This is a genomic window from Cyanobium sp. Candia 9D4 (assembly GCF_024346155.1).
In the GTDB taxonomy this organism is placed as follows: Bacteria; Cyanobacteriota; Cyanobacteriia; order PCC-6307; family Cyanobiaceae; genus Cyanobium; species Cyanobium minutissimum.
In genome coordinates, this window is record NZ_JAGQCK010000002.1 from 314,561 (window position 1) to 330,835 (window position 16,275).

Annotated in this window: 17 protein-coding genes; 8 read left to right on the top strand and 9 right to left on the bottom strand. The window is 70.2% G+C overall.

What is annotated here, in order from left to right; genetic code table 11:
* Positions 1 to 28: 28 nt before the first annotated feature.
* The 4 genes from arsS to KBZ08_RS06145 all read right to left on the bottom strand — a co-directional run bounded on the left by arsS (position 29) and on the right by KBZ08_RS06145 (position 4,010).
* A complete protein-coding gene (arsS, locus tag KBZ08_RS06130) occupies positions 29 to 1,000 on the bottom strand; it encodes an arsenosugar biosynthesis radical SAM (seleno)protein ArsS (RefSeq protein WP_254972068.1) in 972 nt (323 codons plus the stop codon).
* A gap of 66 nt (positions 1,001 to 1,066) precedes the next feature.
* Positions 1,067 to 2,407: a cation:proton antiporter gene (locus KBZ08_RS06135; RefSeq protein ID WP_254972069.1), complete on the bottom strand. Its 1,341-nt coding sequence runs from the start codon at positions 2,405 to 2,407 to the stop codon at positions 1,067 to 1,069.
* Positions 2,408 to 2,637: 230 nt separating this feature from the next.
* Positions 2,638 to 2,952, bottom strand: coding sequence for a P-II family nitrogen regulator (locus tag KBZ08_RS06140; protein WP_015110057.1), 315 nt, complete (start codon positions 2,950 to 2,952; stop codon positions 2,638 to 2,640).
* A 50-nt stretch (positions 2,953 to 3,002) separates the two neighbouring features.
* Positions 3,003 to 4,010 carry a sodium-dependent bicarbonate transport family permease gene (locus tag KBZ08_RS06145; protein ID WP_106219620.1) on the bottom strand — a complete coding sequence of 336 codons (1,008 nt, stop codon included), beginning with the start codon at positions 4,008 to 4,010 and terminating at the stop codon, positions 3,003 to 3,005.
* Positions 4,011 to 4,743: 733 nt separating this feature from the next.
* On the opposite strand from KBZ08_RS06145, the gene mazG reads away from it, so the two are divergent.
* Positions 4,744 to 5,670, top strand: coding sequence for a nucleoside triphosphate pyrophosphohydrolase (gene mazG, locus KBZ08_RS06150; RefSeq protein ID WP_254972070.1), 927 nt, complete (start codon positions 4,744 to 4,746; stop codon positions 5,668 to 5,670).
* Here mazG and arfB read toward each other — a convergent pair.
* Positions 5,630 to 6,064 carry an alternative ribosome rescue aminoacyl-tRNA hydrolase ArfB gene (arfB, locus tag KBZ08_RS06155; protein ID WP_254972071.1) on the bottom strand — a complete coding sequence of 145 codons (435 nt, stop codon included), beginning with the start codon at positions 6,062 to 6,064 and terminating at the stop codon, positions 5,630 to 5,632. The two genes, mazG and arfB, sit on opposite strands and share 41 nt — an antisense overlap.
* Positions 6,061 to 6,828: a carbonic anhydrase gene (locus tag KBZ08_RS06160; RefSeq protein ID WP_254972072.1), complete on the bottom strand. Its 768-nt coding sequence runs from the start codon at positions 6,826 to 6,828 to the stop codon at positions 6,061 to 6,063. Before KBZ08_RS06160 ends, arfB begins: the two co-directional genes overlap by 4 nt.
* Positions 6,829 to 6,885: 57 nt before the next feature.
* On the opposite strand from KBZ08_RS06160, the gene speE reads away from it, so the two are divergent.
* Both speE and speB read left to right on the top strand, forming a co-directional pair.
* The gene (gene speE, locus KBZ08_RS06165) at positions 6,886 to 7,779 is read left to right on the top strand and encodes a polyamine aminopropyltransferase (RefSeq protein ID WP_254972073.1); all 894 of its coding nucleotides are present in this window, start codon (positions 6,886 to 6,888) and stop codon (positions 7,777 to 7,779) included.
* Positions 7,776 to 8,660 carry an agmatinase gene (speB, locus tag KBZ08_RS06170; protein WP_254972074.1) on the top strand — a complete coding sequence of 295 codons (885 nt, stop codon included), beginning with the start codon at positions 7,776 to 7,778 and terminating at the stop codon, positions 8,658 to 8,660. Before speE ends, speB begins: the two co-directional genes overlap by 4 nt.
* On the opposite strand, the gene KBZ08_RS06175 is transcribed toward speB, so the two are convergent.
* Both KBZ08_RS06175 and KBZ08_RS06180 read right to left on the bottom strand, forming a co-directional pair.
* On the bottom strand, positions 8,654 to 9,052 hold the full coding sequence (locus KBZ08_RS06175) for a cyclic nucleotide-binding domain-containing protein (RefSeq protein ID WP_106219614.1): 399 nt from the start codon (positions 9,050 to 9,052) through the stop codon (positions 8,654 to 8,656). The two genes, speB and KBZ08_RS06175, sit on opposite strands and share 7 nt — an antisense overlap.
* A gap of 145 nt (positions 9,053 to 9,197) precedes the next feature.
* Entirely contained in the window at positions 9,198 to 9,437 is a 240-nt protein-coding gene (locus KBZ08_RS06180; RefSeq protein ID WP_159816280.1) for a hypothetical protein, read from the bottom strand.
* A gap of 156 nt (positions 9,438 to 9,593) precedes the next feature.
* Here KBZ08_RS06180 and gcvT point away from each other — a divergent pair, with 156 nt between their 5' ends.
* The 5 genes from gcvT to KBZ08_RS06205 all read left to right on the top strand — a co-directional run bounded on the left by gcvT (position 9,594) and on the right by KBZ08_RS06205 (position 15,678).
* Positions 9,594 to 10,709 carry a glycine cleavage system aminomethyltransferase GcvT gene (gene gcvT, locus KBZ08_RS06185; protein ID WP_106219612.1) on the top strand — a complete coding sequence of 372 codons (1,116 nt, stop codon included), beginning with the start codon at positions 9,594 to 9,596 and terminating at the stop codon, positions 10,707 to 10,709.
* Positions 10,710 to 10,794: 85 nt separating this feature from the next.
* Positions 10,795 to 12,618 carry an aspartate--tRNA ligase gene (gene aspS, locus KBZ08_RS06190; RefSeq protein ID WP_254972075.1) on the top strand — a complete coding sequence of 608 codons (1,824 nt, stop codon included), beginning with the start codon at positions 10,795 to 10,797 and terminating at the stop codon, positions 12,616 to 12,618.
* Between the two features lie 89 nt (positions 12,619 to 12,707).
* On the top strand, positions 12,708 to 13,193 hold the full coding sequence (locus KBZ08_RS06195; RefSeq protein WP_106219610.1) for a Dps family protein: 486 nt from the start codon (positions 12,708 to 12,710) through the stop codon (positions 13,191 to 13,193).
* A gap of 183 nt (positions 13,194 to 13,376) precedes the next feature.
* Positions 13,377 to 15,056 (top strand): CTP synthase, encoded by a 1,680-nt coding sequence (locus KBZ08_RS06200; RefSeq protein WP_254972076.1) that lies wholly within the window; start codon positions 13,377 to 13,379, stop codon positions 15,054 to 15,056.
* Positions 15,031 to 15,678, top strand: coding sequence for a 7-carboxy-7-deazaguanine synthase QueE (locus KBZ08_RS06205; protein ID WP_254972077.1), 648 nt, complete (start codon positions 15,031 to 15,033; stop codon positions 15,676 to 15,678). The genes KBZ08_RS06200 and KBZ08_RS06205 overlap by 26 nt, the downstream gene beginning before the upstream one ends.
* 31 nt (positions 15,679 to 15,709) lie before the next feature.
* Here KBZ08_RS06205 and KBZ08_RS06210 read toward each other — a convergent pair whose 3' ends face one another.
* On the bottom strand, positions 15,710 to 16,258 hold the full coding sequence (locus KBZ08_RS06210) for an ecotin family protein (protein ID WP_254972078.1): 549 nt from the start codon (positions 16,256 to 16,258) through the stop codon (positions 15,710 to 15,712).
* Positions 16,259 to 16,275 lie beyond the last annotated feature (17 nt).

The following is a 16,275-nucleotide window of genomic DNA, read 5'->3' on the forward strand; positions in this document are numbered from 1 at the left end:
GCGGCGTGGGGCTGGGACGGGCGGGGCTTCAGCTCAGGGCGCCGCCGCAGCTGGAGCCGGCGCCGGCGGTGCAGCCGAAGCAGTGCTCGGCCACGGCGATCGGCGACCCCTCGAGATCCTGGTCCAGCAGCTGGCGCAGGTGGGCCCGGGGGAGGCCGCTGCCGGCCGGGAGGGCGAGCATCTGGTTGAAGTCGCAGTCGTAGAGGAAGCCCTGCCAGTCGACGCTGACCGTGGAGCGGCACATCACCTGGGCCAGGTTGGCCGGGTTGTGGTGCTGGTGCAGCAGCGTCATGTAGTCCTCCAGCTGCCCCTGCTGGCGCAGCACCGCCGCGAAGCGCTGGATGGGCATGTTGGTGATCGTGAACAGGCGGTTGAAGCGCAGTCCGAAGCGATCGGCCAGTTCGCGCCGGTAGTCAGCCTCGAGGGCCGCCTGGGGGGGCGGCAGGCTGGGGCCCTGGGGGTTGTACACCAGATCCAGTTCCAGGCCCGAGCCGGCTTCGCCGTAGCCGAGGGCGTTGAGCTGGCGCAGACCCGCCAGGCTGCGCTCGAACACGCCATCACCGCGCTGCCGGTCGACGTTGTCGGCGAGGTAGCAGGGCAGGGAGGCCACCACCTTCACCCCCTGCTGGGCCAGGAAGGCGGCCAGGTCCTCCTGGCCGGGTTCGCTGAGAATCGTGAGGTTGCAGCGGTCGATCACCGCCACCCCCAGGGCACGGGCCTGGCGCACCAGGTCCCGGAAGCCGGGGTGCAGCTCCGGCGCGCCACCGGTGAGATCGAGGGTGGCGATCCCGCGAGCCTCCAGCACCGCCGGCACCAGGGCGATGGTGTCGGACCCCATCATTTCGGTGCGGCTGGGGCCGGCGTTCACATGGCAGTGGCTGCAGCTCTGGTTGCAGCGGTAGCCCAGGTTCACCTGCAGGGTGTCAAGGCGGCCGCGGCGCAGGGCTGGGAACGGGGGGGCCAGGGTGGTGGTGGAGCCGGTCAGATCGGCGACGCCCATGGATCAGGGGGATGGATGCCGGAGGTACCGGCCGGGGGCGGCGATACGGATGGCGGGTGAGGTGGCTCAGCTGGGCTGAGGCGCCGTCTCCTTCTGACCACCGATCACGAGCCTCAGCAGAACCGGGGCCAGGAAGGTGGTGCCGATCACCATCAACAGGATGGCGGCTTCCAGGGCCGGGGTGAGGATGCCGGCCTGGGTGCCGAGTCCCAGGAAGATCAGACCCACCTCGCCGCGGGGCATCATCCCCAGGCCCACCACCAGGCGGTTGGTGGGGTCTTTGCTGGTGTAGGTCCAGCCTGCGGCCACCTTGCCGGCCACGGCCACCACCAGCAGGAACAGGGCCACCACCAGCCCTTCGCGGTTGGCGGGATCGAAGGGGTTGAGCACCGAGAGATCCATGCCGGTGCCGATCAGCACGAAGAACACGGTGGCGAACAGGGCCACCAGGGGTTTGACGGCGGCTTCGATGTCGTGGGTGTGCCTGGAGGCGCTGAGGATCAGGCCGGCGGCGAAGGCCCCCAGGGCGGCCTCCAGGCCGATCGCCTGGGCGGCGAAACAGCAGAGGGTGAGCACCACGAAGCTGGCCACCGCCACATCACCGGGGGCCTTGAGATGGTCGACGACCCAGTCGAAGGCGGGGGCGGCGAAGCGGCTGAGCACCAGGGCGACGGCCACGAAGATCACCGCCGCGACGCACAGCTGGATGACAGGACCGAGGGTGAAGGAACCGCCGCCGGCCAGGGAGACCACCACCGCCAGGATGACGATGCCGAGGATGTCGTCGAGCACGGCGGCACCGATGACGATCTGGCCCTCCTTGCGCTTCAGCCACTGCAGCTCACCGAACACGCTCGCCGTGATGCCGATCGAGGTGGCCGTCATGGCGGCGCCGGCGAAGACGGCCGGGATGAACGGCACATGGAACAGGTAGTAGAGGCCGGCGGTGCCGGCGGCGAAGGGCAGCACCACGCCGGTGAAGGCCACGGTGCCCGCCTGGACGCCGACGGCCACCAGCTCATCCAGTTCGCTTTCCAGGCCCGTGAGGAACAGCAGGGAAAAGAGGCCGATCTCGGCGACCACCTTCAGGCTGGAGAAGGTCTCGGTGTAGAGGGAGCTGATGGACTCCGGGGTGAGGCCTCCAAGGGAGCTCAGCAACCCGAGCAGAGCACCGCTCAGCTGGGCCTGGGCCTCGGGGGGCACCACCAGATGCAGACCGGAGGCACCGATGATCACCCCTGCGACCAGCTCGCCGAGAATGGTGGGCAGCTGCAGCCGCACCATCAGCTCGGCCATGATGCGGGCCGCCACGAAAATGACGAGAAAACGGCCGACCCCGATCAGGGTTTCCGTCACTTCAACCTGGTGGCTGCCGACTTCCATCAGCAAGGTGGGCAGCAGATCCATCAGGTGGGGTACGGGTTGGTGCAGTTTTAGAAGGAAGGTGGCTCGCGCTGTTGTCTGGACGACACCAGAAACGAATGGATGCCGTGATGGGTCCGATCAGCGCTGGTGATCGGTGGACCGTCGAGTGCAGGGCGGGCCCGGTAGAGGACGGTACCGCCCTCCATCCGGTGCCCTGGAAGAAACCCTCCCGACCAGGCAGGAACGGGAGGGCAACGTGGAACCGAGAGCGTTCAGAACTTGTGGTCGCGCAGGGCTTCCACGGGGTAAATGTAGGTGATGATCGAGAAGTCCGCGTAAAACTTGGCTTCGATCTCACGGGTGATGGTGTCGGCCAGCTCACGGGTGCCGGTGAGCACTTCGATCTTCACATTCGAGAGGGTGTGGGACACACTGGGCTCGCCCGTGGAGCGCACATTGCGGCTGCCTTCTCCACCGGCGGCATTGACGGTGTAGCCGGTGGCACCTGCCGCCTTGATGAGCTTGACGAGCTTCTTGGAGAGAACCTCCTCCGCAACGATGACAAGCTTCCAGACCTGTTGACTCATGGGTTTGACCTAAAGGGTTGAAGGCAGGAAATGGATAGGTGGGTGAGAGCTTATCGACCGAGCATGACCTCTGCAATCCCAATGAACAGGGGGATGCAGATGGCGATTGCCACGGGCGTGCCGATGGCGGTCGAAGCGCCGATGTAGGCCGAGGGATTCGCGGAGGGAATGCCGGCACGCAGGGTGGGCGGGCCCGAGATATCGGAGCTGGAGGCGGCGATCACCGCCAGCACGACAGCGCCGCCGATGGTGAAGCCGGTGATCTTGTGAATGATCAGGCCGACACCGAAGGCCAGGAAGCCATGGACGATCGGGGAGATGAAGGCGTAGATGGCAAACCACTGGGCGACCTTGCGCAGTTCGTTCATGCGCTGGGCCGCTTCCATCCCCATGATGATCATCAGCACCGCAAGGAAGCCGCGGAACAGGGGGTTGAAGAAGCTTTCGTAGACGGGTTCGGGCTTGGTGAGGATGCCAAGGGCCACGCCAAGGAGCAGCGACGTCACGGCCGAACTCTGGATGCTTTCCTTGATGATCGGCCAGACCTCAACTTTCTCGGCGGTGTTACCGGTCTTTTTGGAGAGGTAGACGCTGGCCACCACGATGGCGGTCACCAGCGCCGGAATGTCCATGAAGGGATAGAGGGCCGCTGTCCAGGCCTCATAGGGGATCTTGGCGGAATCCAGCTGCGGCAGCACCGCTGCCAGGGTGGAGCCACTCACCGCCCCGAACAGACCGCCGGTGGCCACAGCGTCAGGCACGCTGATGCCGGGCAGCTTGCCGAGGGTCCAGCGGGCGATGAAGACGATCACGATGCCCAGTCCCACGGCCGCCAGTGCCGGCAGAAAGATCTCCGTAGGGTTGGAATTCCGAATCGCGATCCCGCCCGTCAGGCCGATCTTCATCAGCAGGAAGAAGCTGATGAACTTGTAGATCGAATCCGGGATCGCCAGCTGGCTGCCAAGGGCGGCAACGATGATCCCGCCGATCAGGAATCCCAGGGTCGGGGACTGAACCTGCTCCAGGAAGAGCGGGAGGAAGTCGGAGAAGAATGCCACGTGGTGTCGGAGTTCTCTTCGGTTGAGTGGCCGTGAAAGGTAGCAGCCGCCACAGCTTGCCTGCCGAAAGTAACAAAGTGTGAAGAGCACGCCTTGCGGATGGTCCTTGCCTGGCTGTGAGTTTCTGCTGTGTCGGAAGACGGCGACGGTAAATGGAGCAGGATTTTGGCAAAGTCCGTGCCGCCACGGTCATTCAGGGATCTTGAAACAGCAGCCTTTCCGTGATTCCAGGATCGCTCTTTTCTGTGTCTGAAGCAGGGCAGTGTTTGCGTTCGTGAATGGATCGTCCCGCGCCAGGCCCATGAAGCCTCTGTCGCCCTTACCCATTGCCCTGCAAGGCCTCAGGCGGTGGTCGGATCATGGCCAGATGATCTGATGCCGCCGGTTGGAGTGGTCGCGTTCGGTGCAACTGTGGCCCGATGGGTCATGGCTTTACGGCGCGATCGATCGCGCCGGAATCTTGTCCTGTGGTCGCCGATGCCAGCCCTGGTGTTCCCAGCCACCACCGGCATGGCGATACCCGTCGGCGGCGCCAGGGGGTGGTGGAAGGGGTCGGTGTCGCTCTCAGGCTGGGGCGGACGTGAAGATCGGGTCATCGCTGATCCCATTCCCACAGTATTCACAGCCACCCCCATGGGTATCCGCAGCCACCGAAGCAGTCCACCCGGTCCCTCCCGTCCACGCCCATGCCTCCATCGCCAAGGATGGTGCCCCTGGTCCTTCTCTCCCTGCGATGTCCAGTTCCCGCCCTCTTTCCGCATCTCTGGCCGATGGGGCCGCGCCGGAGGCCCTGGCGGAGCTGGTGGCGATCGTCGACCGGCTGCGGGACCCGGAGGGTGGCTGCCCCTGGGATCTGGCCCAGACCCACGCCTCCCTCATTCCCTACGTGCTCGAGGAGGCCCATGAGGTGGCCGATGCGATCCGCCGCGGCGACGACGATCACCTGGCCGACGAACTGGGGGACCTGCTGCTGCAGGTGGTGCTGCACGCCCGCATCGCCAGCGAAGCGGGTCGCTTCGATCTGGCCACCGTCGCCCGCACCATCGCCGCCAAGCTGGTGCGCCGTCATCCCCATGTGTTCGATCCGGCGGCGGAGCGCGCCGCCGATCCCGAGGCCCTGCGCCGCAGCTGGGAGGCGATCAAGGCCGCCGAGCGCCAGGAGCGCCAGCGGACCGCCGCCGGCCCTGACGCGCCTCCAGAGGCCGCCAGCCCCCTCAGCGACCGCCTGGCGGAGAAGGTGCGCGGCCAGCCTGCCCTGGCCGGTGCCATGACCATCTCCCGCAAGGCCGCTGCCGCCGGTTTCGAGTGGGACGACATCGAGGGGGTGTGGGCCAAGGTGCAGGAGGAATGGGACGAGCTGCGGGAGGCCGTGGCCAGCGGCGACCGGGCCCATGCCCAGGAGGAGCTGGGCGATGTGCTCTTCACCCTGGTGAACGTGGCCCGCTGGTGCGGCCTCGACCCGGAGGAGGGTCTGGCCGGCACCAACCGCCGCTTCCTCGACCGCTTCTCCCGGGTGGAGGCCGCCCTGGGCGGCGATCTCGGCGGCCGCGGCATCGCCGAACTGGAGGGCCACTGGCGGGCCGCCAAGGCCCAGATCCGTGCCGAGCAGGATCCCGGCCCTAGACCTCCTCAGGAGGGCCCAGCCGCCGGTTGCTCTTGATCGATCCCCGCTGCCGTTTGGCCTTCAGCCGCCGCTCCACCGAGCCCCGGCTGGGTTTGGTGGGACGCCGCGGCGGCGGCGGTGGCGCGATCGCCGCCTGGACCAGCTCCACCAGACGCTTCTGCGCCGCCTGACGGTTCTGCCACTGGGAGCGGTGTTCCGCCGCCACGACCACCACCCCGGCCGGGGTGAGCCGGGCCGCCAGCCGCCGCAGGGCCCGCGCCCGCAGCGCGGGGGGCAGGGCGCCGCTGGCGGCCAGGTCGTACACCAGCTCCACCCGGGAGTCGGTGGTGTTCACCCCCTGGCCCCCGGGGCCGGAGGCGCGCGAGAAGCGCCAGCCCAGCTCCGCCGCCGGGATCACCAGGCCGTTCCCCAGGGGCAGATCGCCGCTCACACCAGGCTCACTTCGCCGCTGCCGATGTCGAAGTAGGCGGCCTGGATGGCCAGCCGCCCCTCCGCCACCGCCTGGCCCAGCAGGGCGCTGCGCCGGGGCAGGGCGGCGGCGGCGGCGGCGGCGTTGCGGCGCACCGCCTGGGCCAGGTCGGCTCCCGGCTGCAGGTTCGCCCGGATCGGTGCCACCAGCTCCTCCAGCAGGGGGGTGAGCGGGGTGCTGGCCATGGCGGCCGTCACCGCGCCGCAGCCGCTGTGGCCCATCACCAGGATCAGCGGCACCGCCAGCTCCGCCACGGCGTACTCCAGCGAGGCGACGCCCGCATCGAAGGCCGTGTTGCCGGCGCTGCGCACCTCGAACAGCTCCCCGGCACCGCAGGCGAAGATCCACTCCGGTGCCACCCGCGAATCGGCGCAGCAGAGCACCGAGGCCCAGGGCCGCTGGCCGGCCGCCAGGGCATCGGGCCGCACCTGGCAGTGCAGCGGCCAGCTGTCGTGCAGCAGGGTCGCCCGGTCCAGGGGATTCTCGCTGCGCTCGGCCGCCTGCCAGGTGCGGCAGAAGTCCCGGTTGCGGCGCAGCAGCTCCTGGAGCGGATCGCCGCCGGGGCGGCACACCGAGAGCCGCTCCACCAGGGTGCCCTCCGCCTCCGCCGCTGCCTCCGCCACCCCCTCCGCGGCCGCCGCCGGCCGGGGTCCCAGGGTGTCCAGGGCGACCCCAGCGCCTGCCAGGGCGAGGATCCTCAGCAGGTGGCGTCTGGAATGTGCCATGGCGCCGTGACAAGGGGTCCTGCCGAAGGTTTAGCTGGAAACCCACGAGCCAACCGCATGGGACCGCAACAGCCACCGGCCGACGCCTGCCCCCCGGGCGCCTGGGTGGACGAGGAGCTGGGCGGGGTGCGCTACGGCCTGGCCGCCACCGTGGTGGAGGAGCACACCAGCCCCTACCAGCGGATCACGATCATCGACAGCCAGACCTACGGCAAGGGGCTGCTGCTCGACGGCTGCTGGATGACGGCGGAACGCCAGGAGCGGCACTACCACGAACCCCTGGTTCATCCGGCCCTCTGCGCCGCCGCTGCCATCGAGCGGGTGCTGGTGATCGGCGGCGGCGACGGCGGCACCGCCCGTGAGTGCCTGCGCCATCCCGGCGTCGCCCACCTCGACATGGTGGAGATCGACGGGCTGGTGGTGGAGCTCTCCCGCCGGCACCTGCCCGGCCTGGGCGGCGACGCCTGGAGCGACCCCCGCTTCCACCTCACCGTCGGCGATGGCATCGCCTGGGCGGCCAACGCCCCCGCCGCCAGCTACGATGTGGTGCTGGTGGACGGCTCCGATCCCGCCGGACCGGCCGAGGGCCTGTTCAACCGGGCGTTCTTCGAAAACTGCCGCCGCCTGCTGCGCCCCGGCGGTGTGTTCGCCACCCAGAGCGAATCCCCCGAGGCCTTCCGCCAGGTCCACATCGACACCGTCCGGCTGCTGCGTGAGGTGTTCGGCCACGCCGATCCGCTCTACGGCTGGGTTCCCATGTATCCCAGCGGCTGGTGGAGCTGGACCTTCGCCTGCCCCGACGGCCCCCGCTACCGGGAGCCGCTGCCGGAGCGGGCCGCGGCGGTGGCGCCGGGCTGCAGCATCTGGTCGCCCCGCTGGCAGCGGGGGGCCTTCGAGGCGGTGCCGGCCTTCGTGGAGCGCGCGCTGGCCGACGCGGCAGGCCAGCCATGACCCCGGAGCTGTTCGACACCGAAGGGGCGATCTACATGGGCGCCCGCCGCGAGCCCGCGGGCTGCACCGTGGGGCTCTTCGGCGTTCCCTACGACGGCACCACCTCCTTCCGCCCCGGCGCCCGCTTCGGCCCGGCGGCGATCCGGGAGGTGAGCAGCGGCCTGGAAAGCTATGACCCCCAGCTCGATCTGGACCTCGACGACCTGGCCTTCGCCGACCTCGGGGCCGTGGCCATCCCCTTCGGGGCCCCGGAGCCGGTGGTGGCGGCCGTGGGCAGGGCCACGGAGGCGGTGCTGGAGCTGGGTCTGGCGCCGCTGATGCTGGGGGGCGAGCACTCGATCAGCAGCGGCGCGGTGGCGGCGGTGGCGCGGCGTCATCCCGATCTGGTGCTGGTGCAGCTCGATGCCCACGCCGACCTGCGGCAGGAGTGGCTCGGCGCCCGCCACAGCCACGCCTGCGCCATGCGCCGCTGCCTGGAGGCGCTGCCCAGCGGCGAGCTGCGCCAGATCGCCATCCGCAGCGGCACCCGCGAGGAGTTCCAGGAGCTGCACGCCACCGGACGGCTGGTGCCGATCGACGCCATGGCGGCGGCGCTGGCGCCCCTGCGGGGCCGGCCCCTCTATCTCACCGTCGACCTCGACTGGTTCGATCCCGCCGTGCTGCCGGGCACGGGCACGCCCGAACCCGGCGGCTTCCACTGGCCCCACTTTGCGGCCCTGGTGGAGGAACTGCGCCACCACCGGCTGGTGGCCGCCGACGTGGTGGAGCTGGCACCCCAGCTCGATGCCAGCGGCGTCAGCGCCGTGCTGGCGGCCAAGGTGACCCGCAGCCTGCTGCTGCTGCTCGGGCGGCCGGTTCCCTCAGGCGCCCCGGCTCAGTAGCAGCAGGTGCCGCTGGCCCGCTGCTCCCGCAGGCGGCTGTGCTGCTGCCCGATCAGCTGCACGGCCATGGTGGGGTGGTTGTGCAGCAGGTTGAGGAAGCGGAGCCGGTCCAGCCGCAGCACCTCCACGGGCGTACGGGCGAAGGCGTCGCTGCGGTGGCTCAGTTCGCGCCAGGTGATGTCCTGATAGCTGAACAGCTCGCCGGGGCGGTAGCAGGTCTTCTCCCCCTGCTCGCCCACCAGCTCGACGATGCCGCGGCGCACCGCGTAGATGGCGTTGGCGCTGGCGCCGCGGCAGAAGACGTGGGCTCCGGTGGGGAGGGTGAAGGTTTCACAATCCACATGAACGGCCATCAGTTCGATGGGCGATGGGGATGTGGCGGTTCTGATCAATGCAGGGGACCTCCGTGGTCGTGGTGGACAGGGTCCTGCCTTCCTAGGGCCAAACGGACCGTTCCGCTACTGGAAGGGATGGAGATTAGGGAGAAGAAGGGCGAAACGGAAGCATCCGTCACGCTTTTCAGCTTTTGATCAGCTTTCAGGGCAGGCCGGTGGCCAGGCTCAGCTGCTGACTGGCCACGGGAAGGCGGGCCTGCTTCAGCAGGGCTTCAGGGGACACCACCGGCAGCCGGGGCGGACGCGCCGTCCAGTGGTGGCACCAGAGATCGGCCACCAGCTCGGGGTGGATGGGGAGCTGCCGCAGCTGGCACCATCCCAGCTCCACCCCGGCGGGCGGGGTGCAGTGGCGGCAGCTGCGGCAGTTGGGACGGTTGCCCATCCTCTTGACCCATTGGGCCATTCAAGGTACGCATTTCCTTGACGGTGTGATAGGGGTGGAAGCCGAATCACAGGCTTTCTTCGGTATTCGCCGCAGCCGCTCCATAGGATCGCGCCACCGAGCTCCGGCGTCCCCCTGGCCGGCCGGCCGCCTCCGATGGACTCCACCCCCCTGCGCCGCACACCCCTGGATGCCGCCGCCATCGCCGCCGGGGGCCGCATGGTGCCCTTCGCCGGCTGGCAGATGGCGATCCAGTTCTCCGGCCTGGTGCAGGAGCACAACGCCGTGCGGCAGCACTGCGGCGTCTTCGACATCTCCCACATGGGGGTGCTCACCCTGCGGGGCCAGGGCACCAAGGACGCCCTGCAGCGGCTGGTGCCCACCGACCTGTTCCGCATCGGCCCCGGCGAGGCCTGCTACACGGTGCTGCTCAACGAGGCCGGCGGCATCCTTGACGACCTGATCGTCTACGACCGCGGCCGTGTCGCTGGCCCCGAGGGGGAGTGCGATGAGCTGGTGCTGGTGATCAACGCCGCCTGCGCCGAGGCCGACACCGCCTGGATCGCCAGCCAGCTGGAGCCCGAGGGCCTCTCCATCAGCGATCGCAAGGGCGACGGGGTGCTGCTGGCCCTGCAGGGCCCGGAGGCCCCCGCCCGGCTCGAGGCCCTGGTGGGCACGAGCCTGGCGGGTTTGCCCCGCTTCGGCCACCGGGAGCTGGCCATCGAGGGGGCGCCGGTGTTCGTGGGCCGCACGGGCTACACCGGTGAGGACGGCTTCGAGCTGCTGCTGGGCCGCGAGGCCGGCGTGGCGTTGTGGCAGCGGCTGCTGGCCGAGGGGGTCACCCCCTGCGGCCTCGGCGCCCGCGACACCCTGCGGCTGGAGGCGGCGATGCACCTCTACGGCAACGAGATGGATGCGGCCACCACGCCTTTGGAGGCGGGCCTGGGCTGGCTGGTGCACCTGGAGATGCCCGCGGACTTCATCGGTCGGGCCGCCCTGGAGCGCCAGACCGCCGAGGGGGTGGCCCGCAAGCTGGTGGGCCTCAAGCTGCAGGGCCGGGCCATCGCCCGCCACGGCTATCCGGTGCTCCTCGATGGCGAGCCGGTGGGCGAGGTCACCAGCGGCACCTGGTCCCCCACCCTGGGGGAGGCGGTGGCCCTGGCCTACGTGCCGGCGGCGGCGGCGAAGCCCGGCACCGCACTGGCGGTGGAGATCCGCGGGCGCGCCGAGCCGGCCGTGGTGGTCAGGCGGCCCTTCTACCGGCGCGGCTGAGCGCCCTTCCGGCGCTGTCCCGGCCCCTTAAGAACGGCCCGCCGCTGCCCTGTGGGAAACTCGCGGATTCGTTCTGCTTGCCACCATGCGCAGCCACGGGTGCGGCGATCTGCGCATCGACGCCATCGGCGAGGCCGTTCAGCTGGGCGGCTGGGTCGACCGGCGCCGCGACCACGGCGGCGTGATCTTCATCGACCTGCGCGACCGCAGCGGCACCGTGCAGATCACGGTGGATCCCGACCTGGCCCCCGCCGCCTTCGCCGTGGCCGAACGGCTGCGCAACGAGACCGTCCTGCGGGTGGAGGGCAAGGTGCGGGCCCGGCCGGCCGAGTCCCTCAACGAACGGCTGGCCACCGGCGCCATCGAGGTGCTGGCCGCCGGCATCACGGTGCTCAACGAGGTGCGCGGCAACCTGCCGTTCCCGGTGTCGGTGCACGACGAGGAGAACACCCGCGAGGAACTGCGCCTGCGCCACCGCTACCTCGACCTGCGCCGCGAGCGCATGGGCCGCAACCTGCGGCTGCGCCACGCCACCGTGAAGGCCGCCCGCGGCTATCTGGAGGCGGAGGGCTTCATCGAGGTGGAGACCCCGGTGCTCACCCGCTCCACCCCCGAGGGTGCCCGCGACTACCTGGTGCCCTCCAGGGTCTGCGGCGGTGAGTGGTTCGCCCTGCCCCAGTCGCCCCAGCTGTTTAAGCAGTTGCTGATGGTGGGGGGCATCGAGCGGTACTACCAGGTGGCCCGCTGCTTCCGTGACGAGGACCTGCGGGCCGACCGCCAGCCGGAGTTCACCCAGCTGGACATGGAGATGAGCTTCATGGACCAGGAGGAGATCCTGGCGCTGAACGAGGGCCTGATCGCCGCCATCTGGAAGCAGGTGAAGGGCATCGAGCTGCCGCGGCCGTTCCCCCGCCTCACCTGGCACGAGGCGATGGCCCGCTACGGCACCGACCGGCCCGACACCCGCTACGGCATGGAGCTCACCGACGTCTCGGACATCGTCCGGGACATGGGCTTCAAGGTGTTCTCCGGCGCCGTGGCGGCCGGGGGCTCGGTGAAGTGCATCGCCGTGGCCGGCGGCAATGAGGCCGTCAGCAACGTGCGCATCAAGCCCGGCGGTGATGTGTTCAGCGAGGCCCAGAAGGCGGGGGCCGGCGGCCTGGCCTTCATCCGGGTGCGGGCCGGCGGCGAGATCGACACGATCGGCGCCATCAAGGACAACCTCACGGCCGAGAGGAAGGCGGAACTGCTGGAGCGCACCGGCGCCACGGAAGGCACCCTGCTGCTGTTCGGCGCCGGCGACACCGCCACCGTCAACAAGGCCCTCGACCGGGTGCGCCAGTACCTGGCCCGCGAACTGGGCCTGGTGCCGGCCGAGCGGGACAACGACCAGTGGAACTTCCTCTGGGTGGTGGACTTCCCGATGTTCGAGTTCAACGCCGGCGAGAACCGACTTGAGGCGCTGCATCACCCCTTCTGCGCCCCCAACGCCGAGGATCTGGGAGGCGACCCGGCCGCCTGGGCGGCCACCCTGCCCACCGCCCGCGCCCAGGCCTACGACCTGGTGCTCAACGGCCTGGAGCTGGGCGGCGGCTCCCTGCGCATCCACGATGCGGCCCTGCAGCGCCAGGTGCTGCAGACCATCGGCCTGCCCCTGGAGGAGGCGGAGCGCCAGTTCGGCTTCCTGATGGAGGCCCTCGACATGGGCGCCCCGCCCCACGGCGGCATCGCCTTCGGCATGGACCGGCTGGTGATGCTGCTGGCAGGCGAGGAGTCGATCCGCGACACGATCGCCTTCCCGAAAACCCAGCAGGCGCGCTGCCTGATGACCCAGGCCCCGGCCGATGTGGCCCCGAAGCAGCTGGAGGAGCTGCACGTGGCCAGCACCTGGAGCGACGAGGAGGGCTGAGGGGCAGCCACTGCCGCGCCGTTGCCGCCATGCTGCGGTCATTAAGCGGAATCACTTCGCCTTAGACTGGCGCTTCCCGCTTCCTGGCCATGGCCATCACAGCTCCCCCCATCGACATCGGCATCCCGGCGGACCAGCGCCAGCAGATCGCGGATGGACTCGGCCGCGTGCTGGCCGACAGCACCGTGCTCTATGCCAAGACCCACGGCTTCCACTGGAACGTCACTGGACCGATGTTCAACACGCTCCACCTGATGTTCATGGACCAGTACACCGAGCTCTGGACCGCCCTCGACCTGATCGCCGAGCGCATCCGGGCCCTCGGTTTCCCCGCCCCCTATGGCGGCACCCTCTATGCCGGCCTCTCCTCGATCCCCGAGGCCGAAGGCGTCCCCGCCGCCCTGGCCATGGTGCGCGAGCTGGTGGAGGGCCATGAGGCCGTGGCCCGCACGATCCGCTCGGTGTTCACCACCGCCGACGACGCCAGCGACCAGCCCACCGCCGACCTGCTCACCCAGCGGCTGCAGATCCACGAGAAGACCGCCTGGATGCTCCGGAGTCTCCTGGAGGGGTGATCCTGAGGGGGCTGGCCTGCGCCGGGACGCGCCCGCGCTGCGGGCAACGCCCGGCTACGGCCAGCCCCCTCAGCTCCCCCCAGGAGGCGCGGGGCGCGGGGCGGAGGGTCGTTGGGAGGGGAGGTCTCTGGGCGCGGACGGACTGGAAGGGGTCGGTAGATTGGGGGATCAGCGCAGCGCCCGATGTCCGCACCGTCCGCCACGCGGGGCCATGCCGCGAAGTTCGTCTTCGTCACCGGCGGGGTGGTGTCCAGCATCGGCAAGGGCATCGTCGCGGCCAGCCTCGGGCGGCTGCTCAAGTCCCGCGGCTACAGCGTCTCGATCCTGAAGCTGGATCCGTACCTCAACGTGGATCCGGGCACGATGAGCCCCTACCAGCACGGGGAGGTGTTCGTCACCGAGGACGGCGCCGAGACCGACCTGGATCTGGGCCACTACGAGCGCTTCACCGACACGGCCATGTCGCGCCTCAACAGCGTGACCACCGGCTCCATCTACCAGGCGGTGATCAACAAGGAACGCCGCGGCGACTACAACGGCGGCACCGTCCAGGTGATTCCCCACATCACCGGTGAGATCCGCGAGCGTATCCACCGGGTGGCGGCCAACAGCGGCGCCGACGTGGTGATCACCGAGATCGGCGGCACGGTGGGCGACATCGAGTCGCTGCCGTTCCTGGAGGCCATCCGCGAGTTCCGCGGCGACGTCGGCCGCCAGGACCTGGCCTACGTCCATGTCACCCTGCTGCCCTACATCGGCACCTCCGGCGAACTCAAGACCAAGCCCACCCAGCATTCGGTCAAGGAACTGCGTTCCATCGGCATCCAGCCCGATGTGCTCGTCTGCCGCAGCGACCGGCCCATCAGCACCGACCTCAAGGCCAAGATCGGCGGCTTCTGCGGCGTGCCGGCCGGCGCCGTGATCCAGGCCCTCGACGCCGACAGCATCTACGCCGTGCCCCTGGCGATGGAGAGCGAGGGCCTCTGCCGCCAGGTGCTCGACGTCCTCTCCCTGGTCGACCATGACAGCGACATGGCGCGCTGGGCGGAACTGGTGGAGAAGCTGCGCCACCCCGGCCCCGCCGTGAAGGTGGCCCTGGTGGGCAAGTACGTCCAGCTCAACGACGCCTACCTCTCGGTGGTGGAGGCCCTGCGCCATGCCTGTCTGGAGCGGGACGCCTCCCTCGATCTCCGCTGGATCTGCGCCGAGCAGATCGAGAGCCAGGGTGCCGACGCCCTGCTGCGGGGCATGGATGCGGTGGTGGTGCCCGGCGGCTTCGGCCACCGCGGCGTCGACGGCAAGGTGGCGGCGATCCGCTGGGCCCGGGAGCAGCGGGTGCCGTTCCTGGGCCTGTGCCTGGGGATGCAGTGCGCCGTGATCGCGTGGGCCCGCCACCAGGCGGGTCTGGAGGGGGCCACCAGCGCCGAGCTGGATCCCGCCTCGCCCCACCCCGTCATCCACCTGCTGCCCGAGCAGCAGGACGTGGTGGACCTGGGCGGCACCATGCGCCTGGGCGTCTACCCCTGCCGGCTGACGGCGGGCACCATGGCCCAGCGCCTCTACGGCGAGGAGGTGGTCTACGAGCGCCACCGCCACCGCTACGAGTTCAACAACGCCTACCGCTCCCTGTTCCTGGAATCGGGCTACGAGATCAGCGGCACCTCCCCCGACGGCCGCCTGGTGGAGCTGATCGAGCTGAAGGACCACCCCTTCTTCACCGCCTGCCAGTACCACCCGGAGTTCCTCTCACGCCCCGGCAAGCCCCATCCCCTGTTCCGGGGGCTGATCGCGGCGGCCCAGCAGCGGCTGCCCGGCTCCCCCAGCGAGGCCGTGGACCGTGTCGCCAGCCCCATCTACGGCTGACGGCCCGGCGGTGGTGGAAACCTTCCACTCCCTGCAGGGGGAGGGGCTTCACGCCGGTCGCAGCGCCTTCTTCATCCGCCTGGCGGGCTGCGATGTGGGCTGTCCCTGGTGCGACACCAAGCACTCCTGGCCGCAGGCGGCCCATCCCACGCGCCCCCTGGCCGACCTGGCGGCCGAGGCCAGCGCCGCCGCCGTCGCCGGTGCCGCCTTCGTGGTGATCACCGGCGGCGAGCCCCTGCAGCAGCCCCTGGACGGCCTCTGCAAGGCCCTGGCGGCAACGGGCCTGCCGCTGCACCTGGAAACCAGCGGCGTGGGGCAGCTCAGTGGCCGCTTCGACTGGATCACCCTCTCGCCGAAGCCCCACCGCCCCCCGGCCGCCGATCTCCTGGCCCGCTGTGATGAGCTCAAGGTGGTGGTGACCTCCCCGGCCGACCTGGCCTTCGCCGAAGCCATGGCCGCCGAAGCGGCCCGCCTGCGTCCGCCCGCCGCCCCCGGCCCCGCTCTCCTGCTCCAGCCCGCCTGGGACGAACCGGCCGGCCGGGAGCTGGCGGTGGCCTACGTGCGTGCCCACCCCGACTGGCGCCTCAGCCTGCAGAGCCACAAGTGGCTGGGGGTGCGCTGAAGCCCCTGGAACGGCCCCCCGCGCTGAAACCTCAGAGGGCCTGGGCCGGCTGCTGCACCTTCTCCGCCTTCCAGAGCCGCCAGCGAAGCTGCAGATCCTTCGGGGTGTACACCACGATCGGCCGGCTGGCGTCGTAGGGCACCACGAAGGGCTTGCTGCCCATCGGCACGAACACCTTGCGGGTCGCCTGGCCGGGGGGGCAGGCCATCAGGGTCGAGACCATTGGCCCCACATCACTCACCGTGTAGACGCTGACGCCCAGCCCCTTCACCTTGCTGGCGCGGAAGCGGCCGCGGAAGGCCCGCTGGTTGCAGTCGGCCTCCACCTCCCGGCCGGCGATCAGCTGCACCCGCCAGTCGCTCGGGTGGGGCGACAAGCGGGGATCGGCGGTGGGCGGCAACACGCCGGGCAGCTGGATCACCCAGCGGGTCTGGGCGGCGGTGGGCTTGGGGTAGGGCGTCAGATCCAGCCGGGGGATGGCCCGGGCCGGCGCCACCGTGAGCGCCAGCAGGGACGGCAGGCTAACGATGACGCTGGCGGTGGCCGCGGCCGCCGTGGCGCGGCGCAGGGCATGGGCCATGGGGAACCTCGGAAGGG

Bases quoted from the DNA above. Each gene is read 5' to 3' on its own strand.
- KBZ08_RS06195 (WP_106219610.1), top strand. From the start codon at position 12,708: ATGGCCATCACAGCTCCCCCCATCGACATCGGCATCCCGGCGGACCAG.
- aspS (WP_254972075.1), top strand. From the start codon at position 10,795: ATGCGCAGCCACGGGTGCGGCGATCTGCGCATCGACGCCATCGGCGAG.
- speB (WP_254972074.1), top strand. From the start codon at position 7,776: ATGACCCCGGAGCTGTTCGACACCGAAGGGGCGATCTACATGGGCGCC.
- arsS (WP_254972068.1), bottom strand. From the start codon at position 1,000: ATGGGCGTCGCCGATCTGACCGGCTCCACCACCACCCTGGCCCCCCCG.
- KBZ08_RS06200 (WP_254972076.1), top strand. From the start codon at position 13,377: ATGTCCGCACCGTCCGCCACGCGGGGCCATGCCGCGAAGTTCGTCTTC.
- KBZ08_RS06180 (WP_159816280.1), bottom strand. From the start codon at position 9,437: ATGGGCAACCGTCCCAACTGCCGCAGCTGCCGCCACTGCACCCCGCCC.
- KBZ08_RS06210 (WP_254972078.1), bottom strand. From the start codon at position 16,258: ATGGCCCATGCCCTGCGCCGCGCCACGGCGGCCGCGGCCACCGCCAGC.
- KBZ08_RS06135 (WP_254972069.1), bottom strand. From the start codon at position 2,407: ATGGATCTGCTGCCCACCTTGCTGATGGAAGTCGGCAGCCACCAGGTT.
- gcvT (WP_106219612.1), top strand. From the start codon at position 9,594: ATGGACTCCACCCCCCTGCGCCGCACACCCCTGGATGCCGCCGCCATC.
- KBZ08_RS06160 (WP_254972072.1), bottom strand. From the start codon at position 6,828: ATGGCACATTCCAGACGCCACCTGCTGAGGATCCTCGCCCTGGCAGGC.
- speE (WP_254972073.1), top strand. From the start codon at position 6,886: ATGGGACCGCAACAGCCACCGGCCGACGCCTGCCCCCCGGGCGCCTGG.
- KBZ08_RS06140 (WP_015110057.1), bottom strand. From the start codon at position 2,952: ATGAGTCAACAGGTCTGGAAGCTTGTCATCGTTGCGGAGGAGGTTCTC.
- mazG (WP_254972070.1), top strand. From the start codon at position 4,744: ATGTCCAGTTCCCGCCCTCTTTCCGCATCTCTGGCCGATGGGGCCGCG.